The organism is Halomonas sp. DQ26W, assembly GCF_003339685.1.
GTDB lineage: Bacteria > Pseudomonadota > Gammaproteobacteria > Pseudomonadales > Halomonadaceae > Halomonas.
Genome location: NZ_QPKI01000001.1, coordinates 136,616 through 150,704, shown reverse-complemented (window position 1 = coordinate 150,704; position 14,089 = coordinate 136,616). Strand labels below are relative to the sequence as shown.

Annotated in this window: 14 protein-coding genes; all 14 read left to right on the top strand. The window is 63.1% G+C overall.

All coding sequences use genetic code 11. The features are described 5' to 3' along the window. The first annotated feature begins 99 nt into the window (after positions 1–99). The 14 genes from tsf (at position 100) to rnhB (ending at position 13,988) form a co-directional block, all read left to right on the top strand. On the top strand, positions 100–969 hold the full coding sequence (tsf, locus tag DU490_RS00660; protein ID WP_114572413.1) for a translation elongation factor Ts: 870 nt from the start codon (positions 100–102) through the stop codon (positions 967–969). A 116-nt stretch (positions 970–1,085) separates the two neighbouring features. Next, entirely contained in the window at positions 1,086–1,862 is a 777-nt protein-coding gene (gene pyrH, locus DU490_RS00655) for a UMP kinase (RefSeq protein ID WP_114572412.1), read from the top strand. A 4-nt stretch (positions 1,863–1,866) separates the two neighbouring features. Beyond that, the gene (frr, locus tag DU490_RS00650) at positions 1,867–2,424 is read left to right on the top strand and encodes a ribosome recycling factor (protein ID WP_114572411.1); all 558 of its coding nucleotides are present in this window, start codon (positions 1,867–1,869) and stop codon (positions 2,422–2,424) included. Positions 2,425–2,493: 69 nt separating this feature from the next. Continuing rightward, positions 2,494–3,270 (top strand): polyprenyl diphosphate synthase, encoded by a 777-nt coding sequence (uppS, locus tag DU490_RS00645; protein ID WP_114572410.1) that lies wholly within the window; start codon positions 2,494–2,496, stop codon positions 3,268–3,270. Then, the gene (locus DU490_RS00640) at positions 3,263–4,063 is read left to right on the top strand and encodes a phosphatidate cytidylyltransferase (RefSeq protein WP_114572409.1); all 801 of its coding nucleotides are present in this window, start codon (positions 3,263–3,265) and stop codon (positions 4,061–4,063) included. The genes uppS and DU490_RS00640 overlap by 8 nt, the downstream gene beginning before the upstream one ends. Before the next feature lies 1 nt (position 4,064). After that, positions 4,065–5,273 (top strand): 1-deoxy-D-xylulose-5-phosphate reductoisomerase, encoded by a 1,209-nt coding sequence (ispC, locus tag DU490_RS00635; protein WP_258801079.1) that lies wholly within the window; start codon positions 4,065–4,067, stop codon positions 5,271–5,273. A 49-nt stretch (positions 5,274–5,322) separates the two neighbouring features. Then, the gene (gene rseP / locus DU490_RS00630) at positions 5,323–6,681 is read left to right on the top strand and encodes an RIP metalloprotease RseP (RefSeq protein ID WP_114572408.1); all 1,359 of its coding nucleotides are present in this window, start codon (positions 5,323–5,325) and stop codon (positions 6,679–6,681) included. A gap of 131 nt (positions 6,682–6,812) precedes the next feature. Next, on the top strand, positions 6,813–9,155 hold the full coding sequence (gene bamA / locus DU490_RS00625) for an outer membrane protein assembly factor BamA (protein WP_258801078.1): 2,343 nt from the start codon (positions 6,813–6,815) through the stop codon (positions 9,153–9,155). Positions 9,156–9,174: 19 nt separating this feature from the next. After that, positions 9,175–9,675, top strand: a complete 501-nt coding sequence (locus DU490_RS00620) for an OmpH family outer membrane protein (RefSeq protein ID WP_114572407.1) — start codon at positions 9,175–9,177, stop codon at positions 9,673–9,675. Between the two features lie 47 nt (positions 9,676–9,722). Continuing rightward, positions 9,723–10,763, top strand: a complete 1,041-nt coding sequence (gene lpxD, locus DU490_RS00615) for a UDP-3-O-(3-hydroxymyristoyl)glucosamine N-acyltransferase (RefSeq protein ID WP_114572406.1) — start codon at positions 9,723–9,725, stop codon at positions 10,761–10,763. Positions 10,764–10,886: 123 nt separating this feature from the next. Next, positions 10,887–11,330 carry a 3-hydroxyacyl-ACP dehydratase FabZ gene (gene fabZ, locus DU490_RS00610; protein ID WP_114572498.1) on the top strand — a complete coding sequence of 148 codons (444 nt, stop codon included), beginning with the start codon at positions 10,887–10,889 and terminating at the stop codon, positions 11,328–11,330. Beyond that, entirely contained in the window at positions 11,327–12,094 is a 768-nt protein-coding gene (lpxA, locus tag DU490_RS00605) for an acyl-ACP--UDP-N-acetylglucosamine O-acyltransferase (RefSeq protein ID WP_114572405.1), read from the top strand. Before fabZ ends, lpxA begins: the two co-directional genes overlap by 4 nt. Before the next feature lie 12 nt (positions 12,095–12,106). Further along, a complete protein-coding gene (gene lpxB / locus DU490_RS00600; RefSeq protein ID WP_114572404.1) occupies positions 12,107–13,390 on the top strand; it encodes a lipid-A-disaccharide synthase in 1,284 nt (427 codons plus the stop codon). Further along, the gene (gene rnhB, locus DU490_RS00595) at positions 13,377–13,988 is read left to right on the top strand and encodes a ribonuclease HII (protein WP_114572403.1); all 612 of its coding nucleotides are present in this window, start codon (positions 13,377–13,379) and stop codon (positions 13,986–13,988) included. Before lpxB ends, rnhB begins: the two co-directional genes overlap by 14 nt. Positions 13,989–14,089: the final 101 nt, after the last annotated feature.

Below are 14,089 nucleotides of genomic sequence, written 5' to 3'. Positions count from 1 at the left end.
ACCCTGTATGCGGGGCGGGATTCCACCGGACCCCCAAGGTCCGGCGCACTTATTCCCAGGTCGAACCGATCCAGGTTCAACTATCAAGAGGTGAATACCATGGCAGCGATCAGCGCCTCCCAGGTCAAGGAACTGCGCGAGCGTACCGGGCTCGGCATGATGGAGTGCAAGAAGGCTCTTACCGAGGCCGATGGTGACATCGAAGTCGCCATCGAGAATCTGCGCAAGAGCTCCGGTCTCAAGGCTGCCAAAAAGGCCGGCCGTACCGCCGCCGAAGGCGCCGTGGTGACTCGCGTCGCCGAAGACGGCAGCTACGGCGTGGTGGTGGAGATCAATTCAGAAACCGATTTCGTTGCCCGCGACGACAACTTCAAGGCCTTCGCCGACAAGATCGCCGGCGCCTTTTTCGCCGCCAAGAGTGAAGACGTGGCAGCGGTGATGAGTGGCGAACTCGAGACCGTTCGCGAGCAACTGGTGCAGAAGATCGGTGAGAACATTAGCGTGCGTCGCTGTGCCGTCGTCGCCGCAGCAGAAGGCGGGCTGGTGGGCGAATACGTCCACGGCGGCCGTATCGGTGTGCTGACCGAGCTCAAGGGTGGCAACAGTGAGGTGGCCAAGGATGTCGCCATGCACGTGGCGGCAATCAATCCGTCCGTCGCGCGTCCCGAGGACATGCCTCAAGAAGAGCTCGACAAGGAAAAGGCGATTATCCTGGCCCAGCCCGACATGGCCGGCAAGCCAGAGCAGATTGCCGAGAAGATGGTCGAAGGCCGCCTGAAGAAGTATCTGGCCGAAAACAGCCTGACCGAGCAGCCCTTCGTCAAGGATCCCAACCAGAGCGTGGCCGAGTTCGTCAAGGCCGCGGGTGGTGAGGTTCTCGGTTTCATCCGCTTCGAGGTGGGCGAAGGCATCGAGAAGGAAGAGGTCGATTTTGCCAAGGAAGTCATGGAACAGGCTGGCCGCAGCTAAGGTCAGAGGTTTCAGTTCGAAGGTCGGCGTGCGCGCGAGCGCACGCCTTCTCGTATCCGGCTGCCGCGTCGGCCGTCGTAGAATAGCTTCATCCCCTTGCGCCCAGGAGAGTTGCCATGCCCACAACTGAACCGGTCGATAGTGCCGCCCAGCCCCGCCCTGACAAGTCCCGCAGTGAAAAATCCAAGTACAAGCGCATCTTGCTCAAGCTCTCCGGTGAGGCCCTGATAGGCGAACACGACTTCGGGATCGATCCCAAGGTACTTGACCGCATGGCGCTGGAGATCGGTCAGCTGGTCGGTATCGGCGTGCAGGTGGGTATCGTGGTTGGTGGGGGAAACCTGTTCCGTGGCGCTGCACTCAATGCGGCGGGCATGGATCGCGTCACCGGTGACCACATGGGCATGCTGGCCACGGTGATGAACGCACTGGCCATGCGCGATGCGCTGGAGCGTTCCAATATCCGCTCACGGGTCATGTCGGCTATTCCCATGAGTGGGGTGGTGGAACACTACGACCGGCGTACCGCCATTCGCTACCTGACGTCCGGAGACGTGGTATTGTTTTCCGCCGGAACTGGCAACCCGTTCTTTACCACCGATTCGGCGGCCTGTCTGCGCGGCATTGAGATCGACGCCGACGTGGTGGTCAAGGCCACCAAGGTGGACGGGGTATACGACAAGGACCCGGTAAAGCACGCCGATGCGATCAAGTACGACATGCTGAGCTATGACGATGCACTCGACAAGAAGCTCGGCATCATGGATTTGACCGCCATCTGCCTGGTGCGGGACCATGACATGCCGGTTCGCGTATTCAACATGAACAAGCCGGGCGCCCTGCTGAACCTGGTGATGGGCGGCAAGGAAGGCACGCTGATAGACAGAGGTTGACACTGTGATCGATGACATCAAGAAAGATGCTGAAAGCCGAATGAAGAAGAGCCTCGAGGCCCTTCATGGCAACTTCAACAAGATCCGTACCGGGCGTGCTCACTCCAGCATCCTCGACTCGGTGACGGTGGATTATTACGGTAGCCAGGTGCCGCTGAGCCAGGTGGCCTCGGTAAACGTGGAAGACGCCCGTACGCTGAGTATCGTGCCGTGGGAGCAGGGAATGGTGGCCAAGATCGAGAAGGCGATCATGACCTCCGACCTGGGCTTGAACCCGGCGAGTGCCGGCACCGTGATTCGGGTGCCCATGCCGATGCTTACCGAGGAGACCCGCAAGGGCTACATCAAGCAGGCGCGTGCCGAGGCCGAGCATGCCCGCGTGGCGATTCGCAATGTGCGTCGCGACGCCAATGGCGACTTCAAGTCCCTGCTCAAGGAGAAGGAGATCTCCGAGGATGAGCAGCACCGGGGTGAAGAGGCCATCCAGAAGTTGACCGACAAGTACATTGCCGAGATCGACAAGCTTCTGGAAACGAAAGAACATGACCTGATGCAGGTCTGAGGAGCGCCGGGCGGACGACTCCGTTACGGGGGCTTCCGCCAGGCCCCGCCCATTCCATTGCGAGACATCATGACGTCAGCGCAGACCCCAGGCTCCCAGGTGCCGCAGAACGCATCCGGTGGAGACGTGCCGCGACATGTGGCGATTATCATGGATGGTAACAATCGCTGGGCACGAGCGCGTGGGCTCTCCGGTGCACGTGGCCATCGTGCCGGCGTCGAGGCCGTGCGCGCCGTGATTCGGCGCGCCGCAGAGCGGGGTGTGGAAACGCTTACCCTGTTCGCCTTCTCCAGTGAAAACTGGCGACGCCCCGAAGCCGAAGTACGAGCCTTGATGGAGCTGTTTTTGATCGCATTGAAGCGGGAAGTGAAAAAGCTCCACACCAACGGTATCCGGCTTTCGGTGATCGGTGACCGCTCCGCCTTCTCCTCATCGATTCAGAAGTACATCGTCCGGGCCGAGTCGATGACCCGTGAGAACACCCGCATGCATCTGGTGGTGGCGGCCAATTATGGCGGCCACTGGGATATCGCCGGGGCTGCCCGTCGCCTTGCCGAGCGAGTCGCCACGGGGGAGCTCGATCCCGCCGACATCACCGAAAAGAGCGTAGAGGCCGAACTCTGCCTAGCCCATGAGGCGCCGGTGGACCTCTGCATTCGCACCAGTGGCGAACAGCGTATCTCCAATTTCCTGCTGTGGCAGATGGCCTATGCAGAGCTCTACTTCACGCCACTGCTGTGGCCCGATTTCGATGGCGAGGCTCTCGATCTGGCTATCGACGACTTTCGCCGACGGCAGCGCCGCTTCGGCATGACCGATGAACAAATCGAGGCCCAAGGTGCTTAGACAGCGAATCATCACTGCGGCCTGGCTGGCGCCGCTGATGCTGGCTGGCCTGTTTGGCCTGCAGGGCGGCGCCTTCGCCGCCTTTACGGCTGCTGTCGTGCTGCTGGCGGCTTGGGAGTGGAGCAACCTCGCCGGAGTGACGGAGCCGAACCGACGCCTGGCGCTGGTGGCCGGCCTGGCCGTCTTGATGCTTCTGCTCTGGGCAACAGGCGCCATACTGGCTGTCTGGCCGCTATGGCTGGCGCTGGTGGGGTGGCTGGCCAACCTCTACTGGGTGATTCACTACCCCGGCAAGGGAGAGCAGTGGCAGTCGACGCTGCGGCGACTGGCCATGGGGTTGTGGGTGCTGCTGCCGGCCTGGGTCGGCTTCAACATCTTGCGCGACACTGGCGCGGTATGGCTGCTTTTCGTCCTGCTGCTGGTCTGGAGTGCCGATATCGGCGCCTACTTCTCAGGCCGTGCCTGGGGGCGGCGTAAGCTGGCGCCGGCAGTCAGCCCCGGCAAGTCATGGGAGGGGGTGTTCGGTGGGCTAGCCGTCACCTTGCTGCTGGCGCTGGTCTTCGTTGTTTGGCAGGGACTGGGCTTGGCCGGCGGTACGGCCTTGGTACTGGTCACCGCCGTGGTGACCCTGGTGTCGGTGCTCGGTGATCTGGTGGAGAGCATGCTCAAACGCTATCGGGGCATCAAGGATTCCAGCAATCTCCTGCCCGGCCATGGCGGTGTCCTTGACCGTATCGACAGCCTGACGGCGGCCGTGCCGCTGTTTGCGCTGCTCTCCCTCGGAGTCCTGTAAGGTGGGCGCTGCTGTCATTGCGGAGCAAGGGCGTCGGCTGACTGTCACGGTGCTCGGCGCGACTGGCTCGATCGGTACCAGCACGCTGGATGTCGTCGGACGTCATCCCGAGCGTTATCGGATTCACGCCCTCACGGCCCATCGCTCCCGCGAGGCGCTGCTGGCCCAGTGCCGGCGCCACCGGCCAAGGGTGGCGGTGCTGGACAGGGACGAGGATGCCGCCTGGCTGCGCCGGGAGCTTGCCGATGACGGGTTGGATACGGAGGTGCGCAGCGGCGTCGAGGCGCTGGTCGAGGTGGTCGAGGCGGATGAAGTGGACGTGGTGATGGCTGCCATCGTCGGTGCTGCCGGGCTACTGCCGACTTTGGCTGCGGTGCGTGCCGCCAAGCGGGTATTGCTGGCCAACAAGGAGGCGCTGGTGATGTCCGGCGCCCTGTTCATGGACGCGGTGGCCCGGCATGGTGCCCTGCTGCTGCCCATCGATTCCGAACATAATGCCATCTACCAGTGTCTACCTCAGGAGCATCGCGGCGGCCTGGGTCAACACGGCGTCACCCAACTGTTGCTGACCGCCTCCGGCGGACCCTTCCGGGGTTGGAAGCCGAAGGCGCTGGCGTCGGTTACGCCGGAGCAGGCCTGTGCCCACCCCAACTGGTCCATGGGGCGGAAGATTTCAGTGGACAGCGCCACTCTGATGAACAAGGGGTTGGAGCTGATCGAGGCGTGTTGGCTGTTCGATGCGCGACCGGAGCAGGTACAGGTGGTGGTGCACCCCCAGAGCGTGATTCACTCCATGGCCGCCTACAGCGACGGGTCGGTGCTGGCGCAGCTGGGCAACCCCGATATGCGCACCCCCATCGCCTACGGCCTGGCCTGGCCGGAACGAATCGATGCCGGGGTCGAGGCCCTCGACCTGTTCCAGGTCGCACGGCTTGATTTCGAGGCACCGGACGAAGCGGCCTTTCCTTGCCTGCGCCTGGCCCGGGAGGCCATGGTGGCCGGAGGAACGGCGCCGGCAGTGCTCAATGCGGCCAACGAGATCGCGGTGGATGCGTTTCTCGCCGGTCGGCTGGGATTTACCGGCATCGCCGAACTGGTGGAGAGGACGCTTGAATCGTTGCCCATGGAGCCGGCCACCGACCTCGAGACCATCCTGGAGGCCAATGCGCGGGCTCGCCACACTGCCAACGACTGGTTGAAGCGTCGTTGAGCGTACCGTCGCTGGCATCCGTCATCTTGTTACCTAGAAGGAGGCTGACTTGGGCCTGATCCAGAATGTGCTGGCCGTCATCGTGGTGCTGGGCCTGCTGATTACCTTCCACGAATACGGGCATTACTGGGTGGCACGACGCTGTGGTGTCAAGGTGCTGCGCTTCTCGGTGGGCTTTGGCAAGCCGATCTGGTCCCGTGTCGACCGCAACGGTACTGAATTCGCCATCGCTGCCATTCCGCTGGGCGGCTATGTCAAGATGCTCGATGAGCGCGAGACACCGGTGCCCGACGATCAGCTCGACCAGGCCTTCAATCGCAAGTCGGTGTGGCAGCGCATCGCCATCGTGGCGGCCGGTCCGCTGGCCAATTTTTTGCTCGCCATCGTTGCCTACTGGGCTCTTTTCGTCGCCGGTACCACGACCGTTGCACCCGTGGTCGGCGATGTGGCGATCGATTCACCGGCCGAGCGTAGCGGCCTGCGCAGTGGTCAGGAAATCGTCTCGATTGAAGGCGACGCGGTACGCTCCTGGGATGACATAAACCTCCGCCTGATTTCCCGCATCGGTACCAGTGGCGAACTGGCGTTCCAGGCGCGTGGCGATGCCAGCGAGGAGCCCCGCGCGTATCGGCTGCCGGTGGAGAGCTACCTGGTTCGCCAGGACCCTCCCCAGCCGCTCGCCACCCTGGGGATCACTCCCTGGCAACCGCCCTTCCCGGCCAGGCTTGGGCAGGTCATCGACGGCGAGGCCGCCGCCCAGGCCGGGCTGGAGGCCGGCGATGAGGTCCTCGCGGTGAACGGCACGCCGATCGATGACTGGATGGATTTCGTCAATATCGTGCGCACGAGCCCTGGCGAGAGCCTGGCCCTTGAAGTGGCGCGCAACGGCGAGCAGCTGAGCCTGACGTTGGTGCCCGGCAAAAGAGAGCTGGAAACCGGCGTTTCCATCGGCTACGTTGGCGCCGGAGTCGAAAGCGTCGAGTGGCCGGAAGAGTATCGGCGCGAGATTCGCTATGGTCCCGTGGCGGCCCTGGGGCAGGCGGTGACACGCACCAGTGACATGACGCTCTTGACCCTGGGGGCTATCCGCAAGATGCTGGTGGGGCTGATCTCGCCATCGAACCTGTCCGGACCCATTACCATCGCCCAGGTGGCTGGTGATACGGCACGCACCGGTCTGGAGAGCTTTATCAGCTTCCTGGCCTACCTGTCGATCAGCCTGGCGGTGCTGAACTTGCTGCCCATTCCGGTACTCGACGGTGGCCACCTGCTTTATTATTTCGTGGAAGCGGCCCGCGGCCGGCCGGTTTCCGAGCGGACCCAGGCGATGGGTCTGCGTATTGGTTTGGCACTGATTGCCACGCTGATGTTGATGGCGCTCTATTTCGATCTGATGCGTCTCTGGTAGCGAGCGACTCTACCCCCGGCCGGGGGCACAGGGAGAAGTGGAGCCCGGCTCCAGCCTTGTCAGTCACCCGCACAAATGTATAAGGTGCCTGTCTGGACAAGCAGGCGGATAAACGCGAGCGAAGCGACTGCATGAATATCAAGACCCTCGGACTGGCGGCTCTGCTGCTGGCCGGTTCCAATACGGTGCTGGCCGAATCTTTTGAAGTGACCGACATTCGCGTGGAGGGGCTGCAGCGGGTTTCCGCCGCCTCCGTCTTCAACGCCTTCCCCGTCAGTGCCCGGGACCGGGTGGACGACCGCGAACTGGCCGAGGCGGCACGCAGCCTGTTTGCCACCGGCCTGTTCGACGATATCCAACTGGCCAGGGACGGTGACGTGTTGGTCATTCAGGTGGTGGAGCGCCCCACCATCTCGCGGCTCAATATCAGCGGCAACCGCCAGCTCTCCGAAGAGGACCTGCGTCGCGGACTACGCGAAGGTGGGCTCGCTGAGGGGCAGGTACTTCAGCTCTCCACCCTGGAGGAGATCCAGCGTGAGTTGGAGGGTGTCTACCAGGCCCAGGGCCGCTACAGCGCTCGCATCGAAGCCAGCGTGCGTGAGATCGACGAAGGCCGAGTACAGGTCGATATCGACATCAACGAAGGCGCCGTGGCCAAGATCCGTCAGATCAACGTCGTCGGCAACCGGGATTTCGACGACGACGAACTGCGCGACGTCTTTGAACTCAGCGACCGCCCCGGCCGCTTCTTCGGTTGGTTCTCGAGGGACGAGTACTCTCGTGAGGCGCTGGCCGGCGACCTGGAGCGACTGCGCTCCTTTTATCTCGATGGTGGCTATGTGAACTTCGCCATCACCTCCACCCAGGTGTCGATCAGCCCCGACAAGTCGCGGATCTTTGTCACCGTCAATATCGACGAGGGGCGCCAGTATCGTCTGGGCGACATCCGCTTTGTCGGAGACCTGCAGATCAGTGAGCGTGAAGCGCGTAACTTGCTCCAGGTGCAAAGCGGCCAGATCTTCTCGCGCAGCGATGTCACCGCCTCTACCGAAGCCCTGCGTTCCCGCCTGGGTGCCGAAGGCTTCGCCTTCGCCAGGGTAGAGGGCGTGCCGGAGCCCGGCGCAGATGGCTCGACGGTGGATCTCACCGTGATGGTCGAGCCGGGGCTGCGTGCCTATGTGCGGCGCATCAACTTCATTGGTAACACCAGTACACAGGACGAGGTGTTGCGCCGCGAGATGATCCAGATGGAAGGCGCCCCCGCTTCCACAGAATCGATCAGCCAGTCGCGCCGCCGCTTGGAGCGCCTGGGCTTCTTCAGCCAGGTCGAGGTGGATACCCAGCCAGTGGCGGGAGAGTCCGACAAGCTGGATGTCACCTATACTGTCGAGGAGCAGCCCTCAGGCTCGATCTCTGCGAGCATTGGCTTCTCCCAGAGTGCCGGCATCATATATGGGGCGTCTCTGGCCCAGAACAACTTCCTGGGAACTGGCAACCGGGTCAACATCGGTGCCCAGCGCAGCGACACATTCACCAGCCTCAACTTCGGCTACACCGACCCTTACTGGACGTTGGACGGTATCTCGCGGGGCTACAACCTGTTCTATCGCGAGACCGATTATGCCGATTCGGATATCTCGACTTTCTCTACCGACGCCTATGGCGCGGGCATCAATTTCGGCTACCCGATCAGCGAACTCTCGCGGCTCAACTTCGGCGCCAGCCTCGAAGATCTGACGGTCAAGACCTACCGCGACACCCCCTCGGAGATCGTGCGCTACGTGGACGAGCAGGGCGGCGATGCCCAGAGTCTGAAGCTCACCGCCAGTTGGACGCGCAACAACCTGAATCGCGGCATCATGCCCACTGCGGGCAGCTATCAGCGCCTGTCGCTGGAGACCGCGGCACCGGGCAGCGATGCCGACTATTACAAGCTGCGGGCACGGGCTCAGCATCTGTTTCCCTTGAACGAGGAGGAGACCTGGGCGCTGAAGTTCGGCTCCACCCTGGGCTATGCCGACAGTATCGGTAGCGACCCCTATCCCTTCTACGAGAACTTCTTTTCCGGTGGACTCGGCTCGGTACGCGGTTTCACCGCCAACACCCTGGGCGAGCGCACCACACCACGTGAAGCAGGGCGCGATCGCACCCTGGGTGGCAATGTGCTGGTTGAGGGAAGCGCGGAGCTGCTCTTCCCGATGCCGTTCCTCGAGGATCAGAGGTCGCTTCAGACAGGCTTCTTCCTGGATGCCGGCAATACCTTTCTGACCAGCTGTTATCCGCTGGTCGACGGTGATGGCCCGTCGAACTGCTCTTCCGGTGTCGACCTGGGCGAGCTGCGTTACAGTGCCGGTATCGGGCTATCCTGGTTGACACCAGTGGGGCCGTTGACCTTCAGCATCGCCGAACCCCTCAATGAAAAGAGTGGCGACGATACCCAGTTCTTCCAGTTCTCACTGGGTCAGACATTCTGACCCGGTCAAGGAGTCGTTCATGCGCAAGTTGACTGCCATTCTCTGTATTGGCCTGTTTGGTGCCCTGGCACTGCCGGCGCACGCCGCCGAGGTCGCCGTGCTGGATTGGCGACAGGCGCTGCTCTCGTCTGATGCCGCCCAGCGCTCCATGGAGCAACTGGAGAACCGCCTTCGCGGCCAGCAGCAGGAAGCTCAGGTCTTGGGCGAGGAGCTGCAGAATTTGCAGCAGCGCCTGCAGGGCGACAGCTTCTCCGATGCCGAGCGTCAGACCATGATCCAGGAATTCCAGCAGAAGGGTAGCCGCTTCGAACAGCTACGCCAGCAGATCATCGAGGAGCAGATGCGCTCGGAGCAGGAGTTCCTGCAACAGTCCGAACCGAAGCTGGAGCGAGCAGTGGAGCAGGTTATCTCTCGTCACGGCATTCAGGTGCTGGTCGACCCTCAGGGCGTGGTTCACTCCGAGGTCGAGCTACCGAACCTGACCAGGGAAGTGACTGACATCCTCAACTCACTCAACTGATCCGTCACGGCGGCTTGCCGCCGTGCTCTGCTGACTACCGGGCCGTCATGACGCAACCTCCTCCCCCACAATTCACCCTCGCCGATCTCGCTGAACAGCTTGGAGCTCGGCTGGTGGGTGACGGTACGCGCCGCATCACTGGACTGGCAACCTTGCAGGACGCCGGCCCTGAACAGGTCGCCTTCGTGGCCAATCTCTCCTACCTGAAGAGCCTGCAAGCCACCCGTGCCGGTGCCGTGTTGCTCCACCCCGAGCACACCGGAGAATGCCCGGTAGACCGCCTCGAGCTCGACAACCCCTATCTCGGCTATGCACAGTTGTCGCGGCTCTTCGATCCGTTCCTGGCCCGACCTGTCGGTGGCATTCATCCGTCGGCGGTGGTGGCGGAAGACGTGCGGGTGGGTGCCGGGGTGGAGATCGGACCCCACGCAGTCGTCGAGGCCGGCGTCGAGCTGGGCGACCAGGTTGTCATCGGTCCGGGCTGCGTGGTTGGGGCGAAATCGCGGATTGGTGCCCAGTCACGGCTCCATCCCAACGTGACAGTCTGTCACGGCGTGGTTATCGGCGAGCGCGCCATACTGCACAGCAACTGCGTCATCGGTGGCGACGGCTTCGGCTTCGCCCATGACGGAAAGCGTTGGCACAAGATCGCGCAGCTGGGCGGCGTGGTGCTGGGCGACGATGTCGAGGTCGGCAGTTGCTCCAGCATCGACCGCGGTGCGCTTGATGACACCGTGATCGGCAACGACGTCAAGATCGACAGCCAGGTGCAGATCGCCCACAACGTGCGCATCGGCGACCATACTGCGCTTGCTGGTTGTGTGGGTATCGCCGGTTCGACCCGGGTGGGGAGCAATTGCATGCTGGGTGGTGGGGTTGGGCTCGCCGGCCACCTGACGATCTGCGACGGGGTTCAGGTCACCGGCATGAGCCTGGTCACCAACTCGATTCACGAGCCGGGGGTCTATTCGTCGGGTACCGGCGCGATGCAGAACGCACAGTGGCGAAAGAATGCGGTGCGCTTCAAGCAGCTCGACGATATCGCCCGCCGGCTGGCCAAGCTCGAAAAGCGTAACCAGGAGGGTTGAGACGAAGTCTGGCGACGCTATAATCCATCGCACGCTTCTTTCTCACCGCAGGCATTTTGGAAAGCCGGATGCAACATGCCCATGCTGCTCCGGCTTTCTTACTTTCTTTCAGAGGTCGCTACGATGGTAATGGACATCAACGAAATTCGTGAGTATCTGCCGCACCGATATCCCTTCCTGCTGGTGGATCGGGTCACGGAGCTGACACTCGGCGAACTGATCGTTGGCTACAAGAACGTCAGCATTAACGAACCATTCTTCAACGGCCATTTCCCGCACCACCCGATCATGCCCGGCGTACTGGTTCTCGAGGCCCTGGCGCAGGTGTGTGGCATCCTGGGGTTCAAGACCGTCAACAAGCTGCCCGCCGACGGCTATGTCTACTACCTTGTTGGCAGCGACAACGTACGCTTCAAGCGCCCGGTCATGCCTGGCGACTGCCTAGCTCTCGAAGCCCGTGTTGAACGTGAAAAGCGCGGCATCTGGAAATTCGCCTGCCGTGCTACCGTAGGTGAAGAGCTGGCCTGTGAGGCCGACATCATCTGTGCCGAGAGGAAGGTTGCTTGATACATACCACTGCCATCGTCGATCCCAGTGCGCGTCTGGCCGAGGATGTCGAGGTTGGACCTTTCACCGTGATCGGGCCCGACGTCGAGATCGGGGCCGGTAGTCGGATCGGCTCCCATGTCGTGATCAAGGGGCCGTCCGTGCTGGGTGCCCGTACCCGCATCTTCCAGTTCGCCTCGGTGGGAGAGGATTGCCAGGACAAGAAGTATGCCGGCGAACCGACGCGACTGGTGATGGGTGACGACAACATCATTCGCGAAGGGGCGACCCTGCACCGTGGCACCGTTCAGGATCGTGGTGAAACCGTCATCGGCTCGCGCAACCTTTTCATGGCCTATGTCCACGTGGGGCACGACTGTCTCATCGGCAACGACTGCGTGCTCGCCAATCAGGCAACCCTTGCCGGGCATGTGACCCTGGGTAGTTACGCTATTATCGGCGGGCTGTCGGCCATTCACCAGTTCTGCCACTTTGGTGACTATGCAATGGCCGGTGGCGGTTCGATCATCACCAAAGACACGCCGGCTTTCGTGATGATCAACGGCAACCCGGCCAAGCCCCATGGGCTCAACCTGACGGGGCTGAAGCGCCGCGGTTTCTCGAAGGAGGCGATCCAGGCGCTGAGTGAGTCCTACAAGCTGGTCTATCGCCAAGGTCTGACCGTCGATCAGGCCCTGATCGCGATTCGCAGCCGCTTCTCGCTGCCCGAGACCGACGCCTTCGCTGCCTCCATCGAGGTGTCGTCGCGTGGCATTACTCGCTGACATGTCGCTCCCATGACGGTAACGCGCGTCTACATCGTGGCCGGTGAACTCTCTGGCGATAATTTGGGTACTGGTCTGATGCGCGCCCTGAAAGCCCGCCATCCGGAGGTTGCTTTCCGCGGCATTGGCGGACCGGGAATGATCGGCGAAGGCCTGGAGAGTCGCTTTCCTCTGGAAACCCTGTCGGTGATGGGGCTGGTCGAGGTGATCAAGCACCTCCCCGAGCTGATTCGCGTGCGCCGCTCCCTCAAGGCGGATGCTCTGGCCTGGCAACCCGATATCATGATCGGCATCGATGCCCCCGATTTCAATCTCGGCCTGGAGCGACAGCTGCGCGAGGCGGGCATTACCACCGCACACTATGTAAGCCCCACGGTATGGGCCTGGCGTCAGGGCCGAGTCAAGGGTATCGCCCATTCCGTCGATGCCATGCTCACCTTCCTGCCCTTCGAAGCCGCTTTCTATGCCCGGCACAAGGTACCGGTGGCTTTCGTCGGTCATCCGCTGGCCGATGAACTGCCGCTGACCAATGACCGTGCCTCGGCCCGCGCCGCGCTGGGGCTGGACGAGGATGCGATGGTTCTGGCCTTGCTGCCGGGGTCCCGGGCCAACGAGATCCGCTTTCTCGGTGGCACCTTCCTCGACGCCGTCGAGCAGCTGTGCCGAACCCGTCCGGTACTCAAGGTGGTGATCCCCGCGGCGACGCCAAAGCGGCACGAAGAGCTGAGCGAGCTGCTGGCGGCACGCCCCGGCCTCGCCGGCCGGGTGGTGCTGCTCGACGGCCGCGCCCGGGAGGCCATGGTCGCGGCCGACGCCGTGCTGCTGGCATCGGGTACCGCGGCGCTGGAGGCGATGCTCTGTCACCGCGCCATGCTGGTGGCCTACAAGATGGCACCGGCCACTCACTGGCTGGCCAAGCGGCTGGTCAAGACGGAATGGGTCTCGCTGCCCAACCTGATCGCGCGAGAGACCCTGGTGCCCGAGCTGATCCAGGAAGCGGCCAGCGCGTCGGCCATCGCTGCACGCCTGGGCGAGATGCTCGATGACGACGACTACCGCTTGGCGCTGGAGACGCGCTTCGCCGAGATGCATGCCGGGCTGCAGCGCGATGCCAGTCGTCGCGCCTGCGACGCCGTCGAGGCGCTGGTGGAGGGGCGCGCGCTGCCCGAGAGCGTCTCGCCCGACAGTACTATCGCTGTCGGGGTACAGTTGAAGCCTGGAGCTGGTGGTGTGGGGGGTCAGGCGAGCCCGAATCAAGCGGGAAGAGAAAGGACACAGAGCGATGAAGCCCCATGAACTGCCACCCCTGACCATCGACTATCAGGGCACCCTGCTGGCGGGTGTCGACGAGGTGGGTCGCGGACCGCTCATCGGTGCCGTGGTGGCCGCTGCCGTTATTCTCGACCCGGCCAGGCCCATCGCGGGTCTGGCCGATTCCAAGCAGCTCACGGCAGAGCGCCGCGAACGGTTGGATGGCGAGATTCGCGAAAAGGCCCTGGCCTTTGCCGTGGCCGAGGCCTCGGTTGCCGAGATCGACGAACTCAATATCTATCACGCCACCCATCTCGCCATGCGCCGAGCCATCGATGCCCTGCCGCTGGCCGCGGAGTACCTGCTGGTGGACGGTAATCGCCTGCCCGGGCATCATGTTCCCGGCCAGGCGGTGGTAAAAGGAGATGCCCGCCATCCAGCCATCGCGGCCGCGTCGATCCTCGCCAAGGTATCCCGCGATGCCCAGATGGTGGCGCTCGACCGCCTCTTTCCCGGGTACGGCTTCGCTCGCCACAAGGGCTACCCGACCCGCGAGCACCTGGCCGTCCTGGAGCGCCTGGGGCCGCTGCCGGAGCACCGTCGCTCCTTCGGCCCGGTCAAGCGCCAACTGGCGCTGTTCTAGGCATCCGATAGCGAGGAGCGCCGGGGACAGGTCGTAGCAGGGGTTTTTTGCCATGGGTGAGGAGCACTGCTCCGAACGGGCTGGCCATGGATGGCCAGCCC

Coding starts and splice junctions, on each gene's coding strand:
- rnhB (WP_114572403.1), top strand. CDS start 13,377: ATGAAGCCCCATGAACTGCCACCCCTGACCATCGACTATCAGGGCACC.
- lpxB (WP_114572404.1), top strand. CDS start 12,107: ATGACGGTAACGCGCGTCTACATCGTGGCCGGTGAACTCTCTGGCGAT.
- fabZ (WP_114572498.1), top strand. CDS start 10,887: ATGGTAATGGACATCAACGAAATTCGTGAGTATCTGCCGCACCGATAT.
- uppS (WP_114572410.1), top strand. CDS start 2,494: ATGACGTCAGCGCAGACCCCAGGCTCCCAGGTGCCGCAGAACGCATCC.
- DU490_RS00620 (WP_114572407.1), top strand. CDS start 9,175: ATGCGCAAGTTGACTGCCATTCTCTGTATTGGCCTGTTTGGTGCCCTG.
- lpxD (WP_114572406.1), top strand. CDS start 9,723: ATGACGCAACCTCCTCCCCCACAATTCACCCTCGCCGATCTCGCTGAA.
- pyrH (WP_114572412.1), top strand. CDS start 1,086: ATGCCCACAACTGAACCGGTCGATAGTGCCGCCCAGCCCCGCCCTGAC.
- tsf (WP_114572413.1), top strand. CDS start 100: ATGGCAGCGATCAGCGCCTCCCAGGTCAAGGAACTGCGCGAGCGTACC.
- bamA (WP_258801078.1), top strand. CDS start 6,813: ATGAATATCAAGACCCTCGGACTGGCGGCTCTGCTGCTGGCCGGTTCC.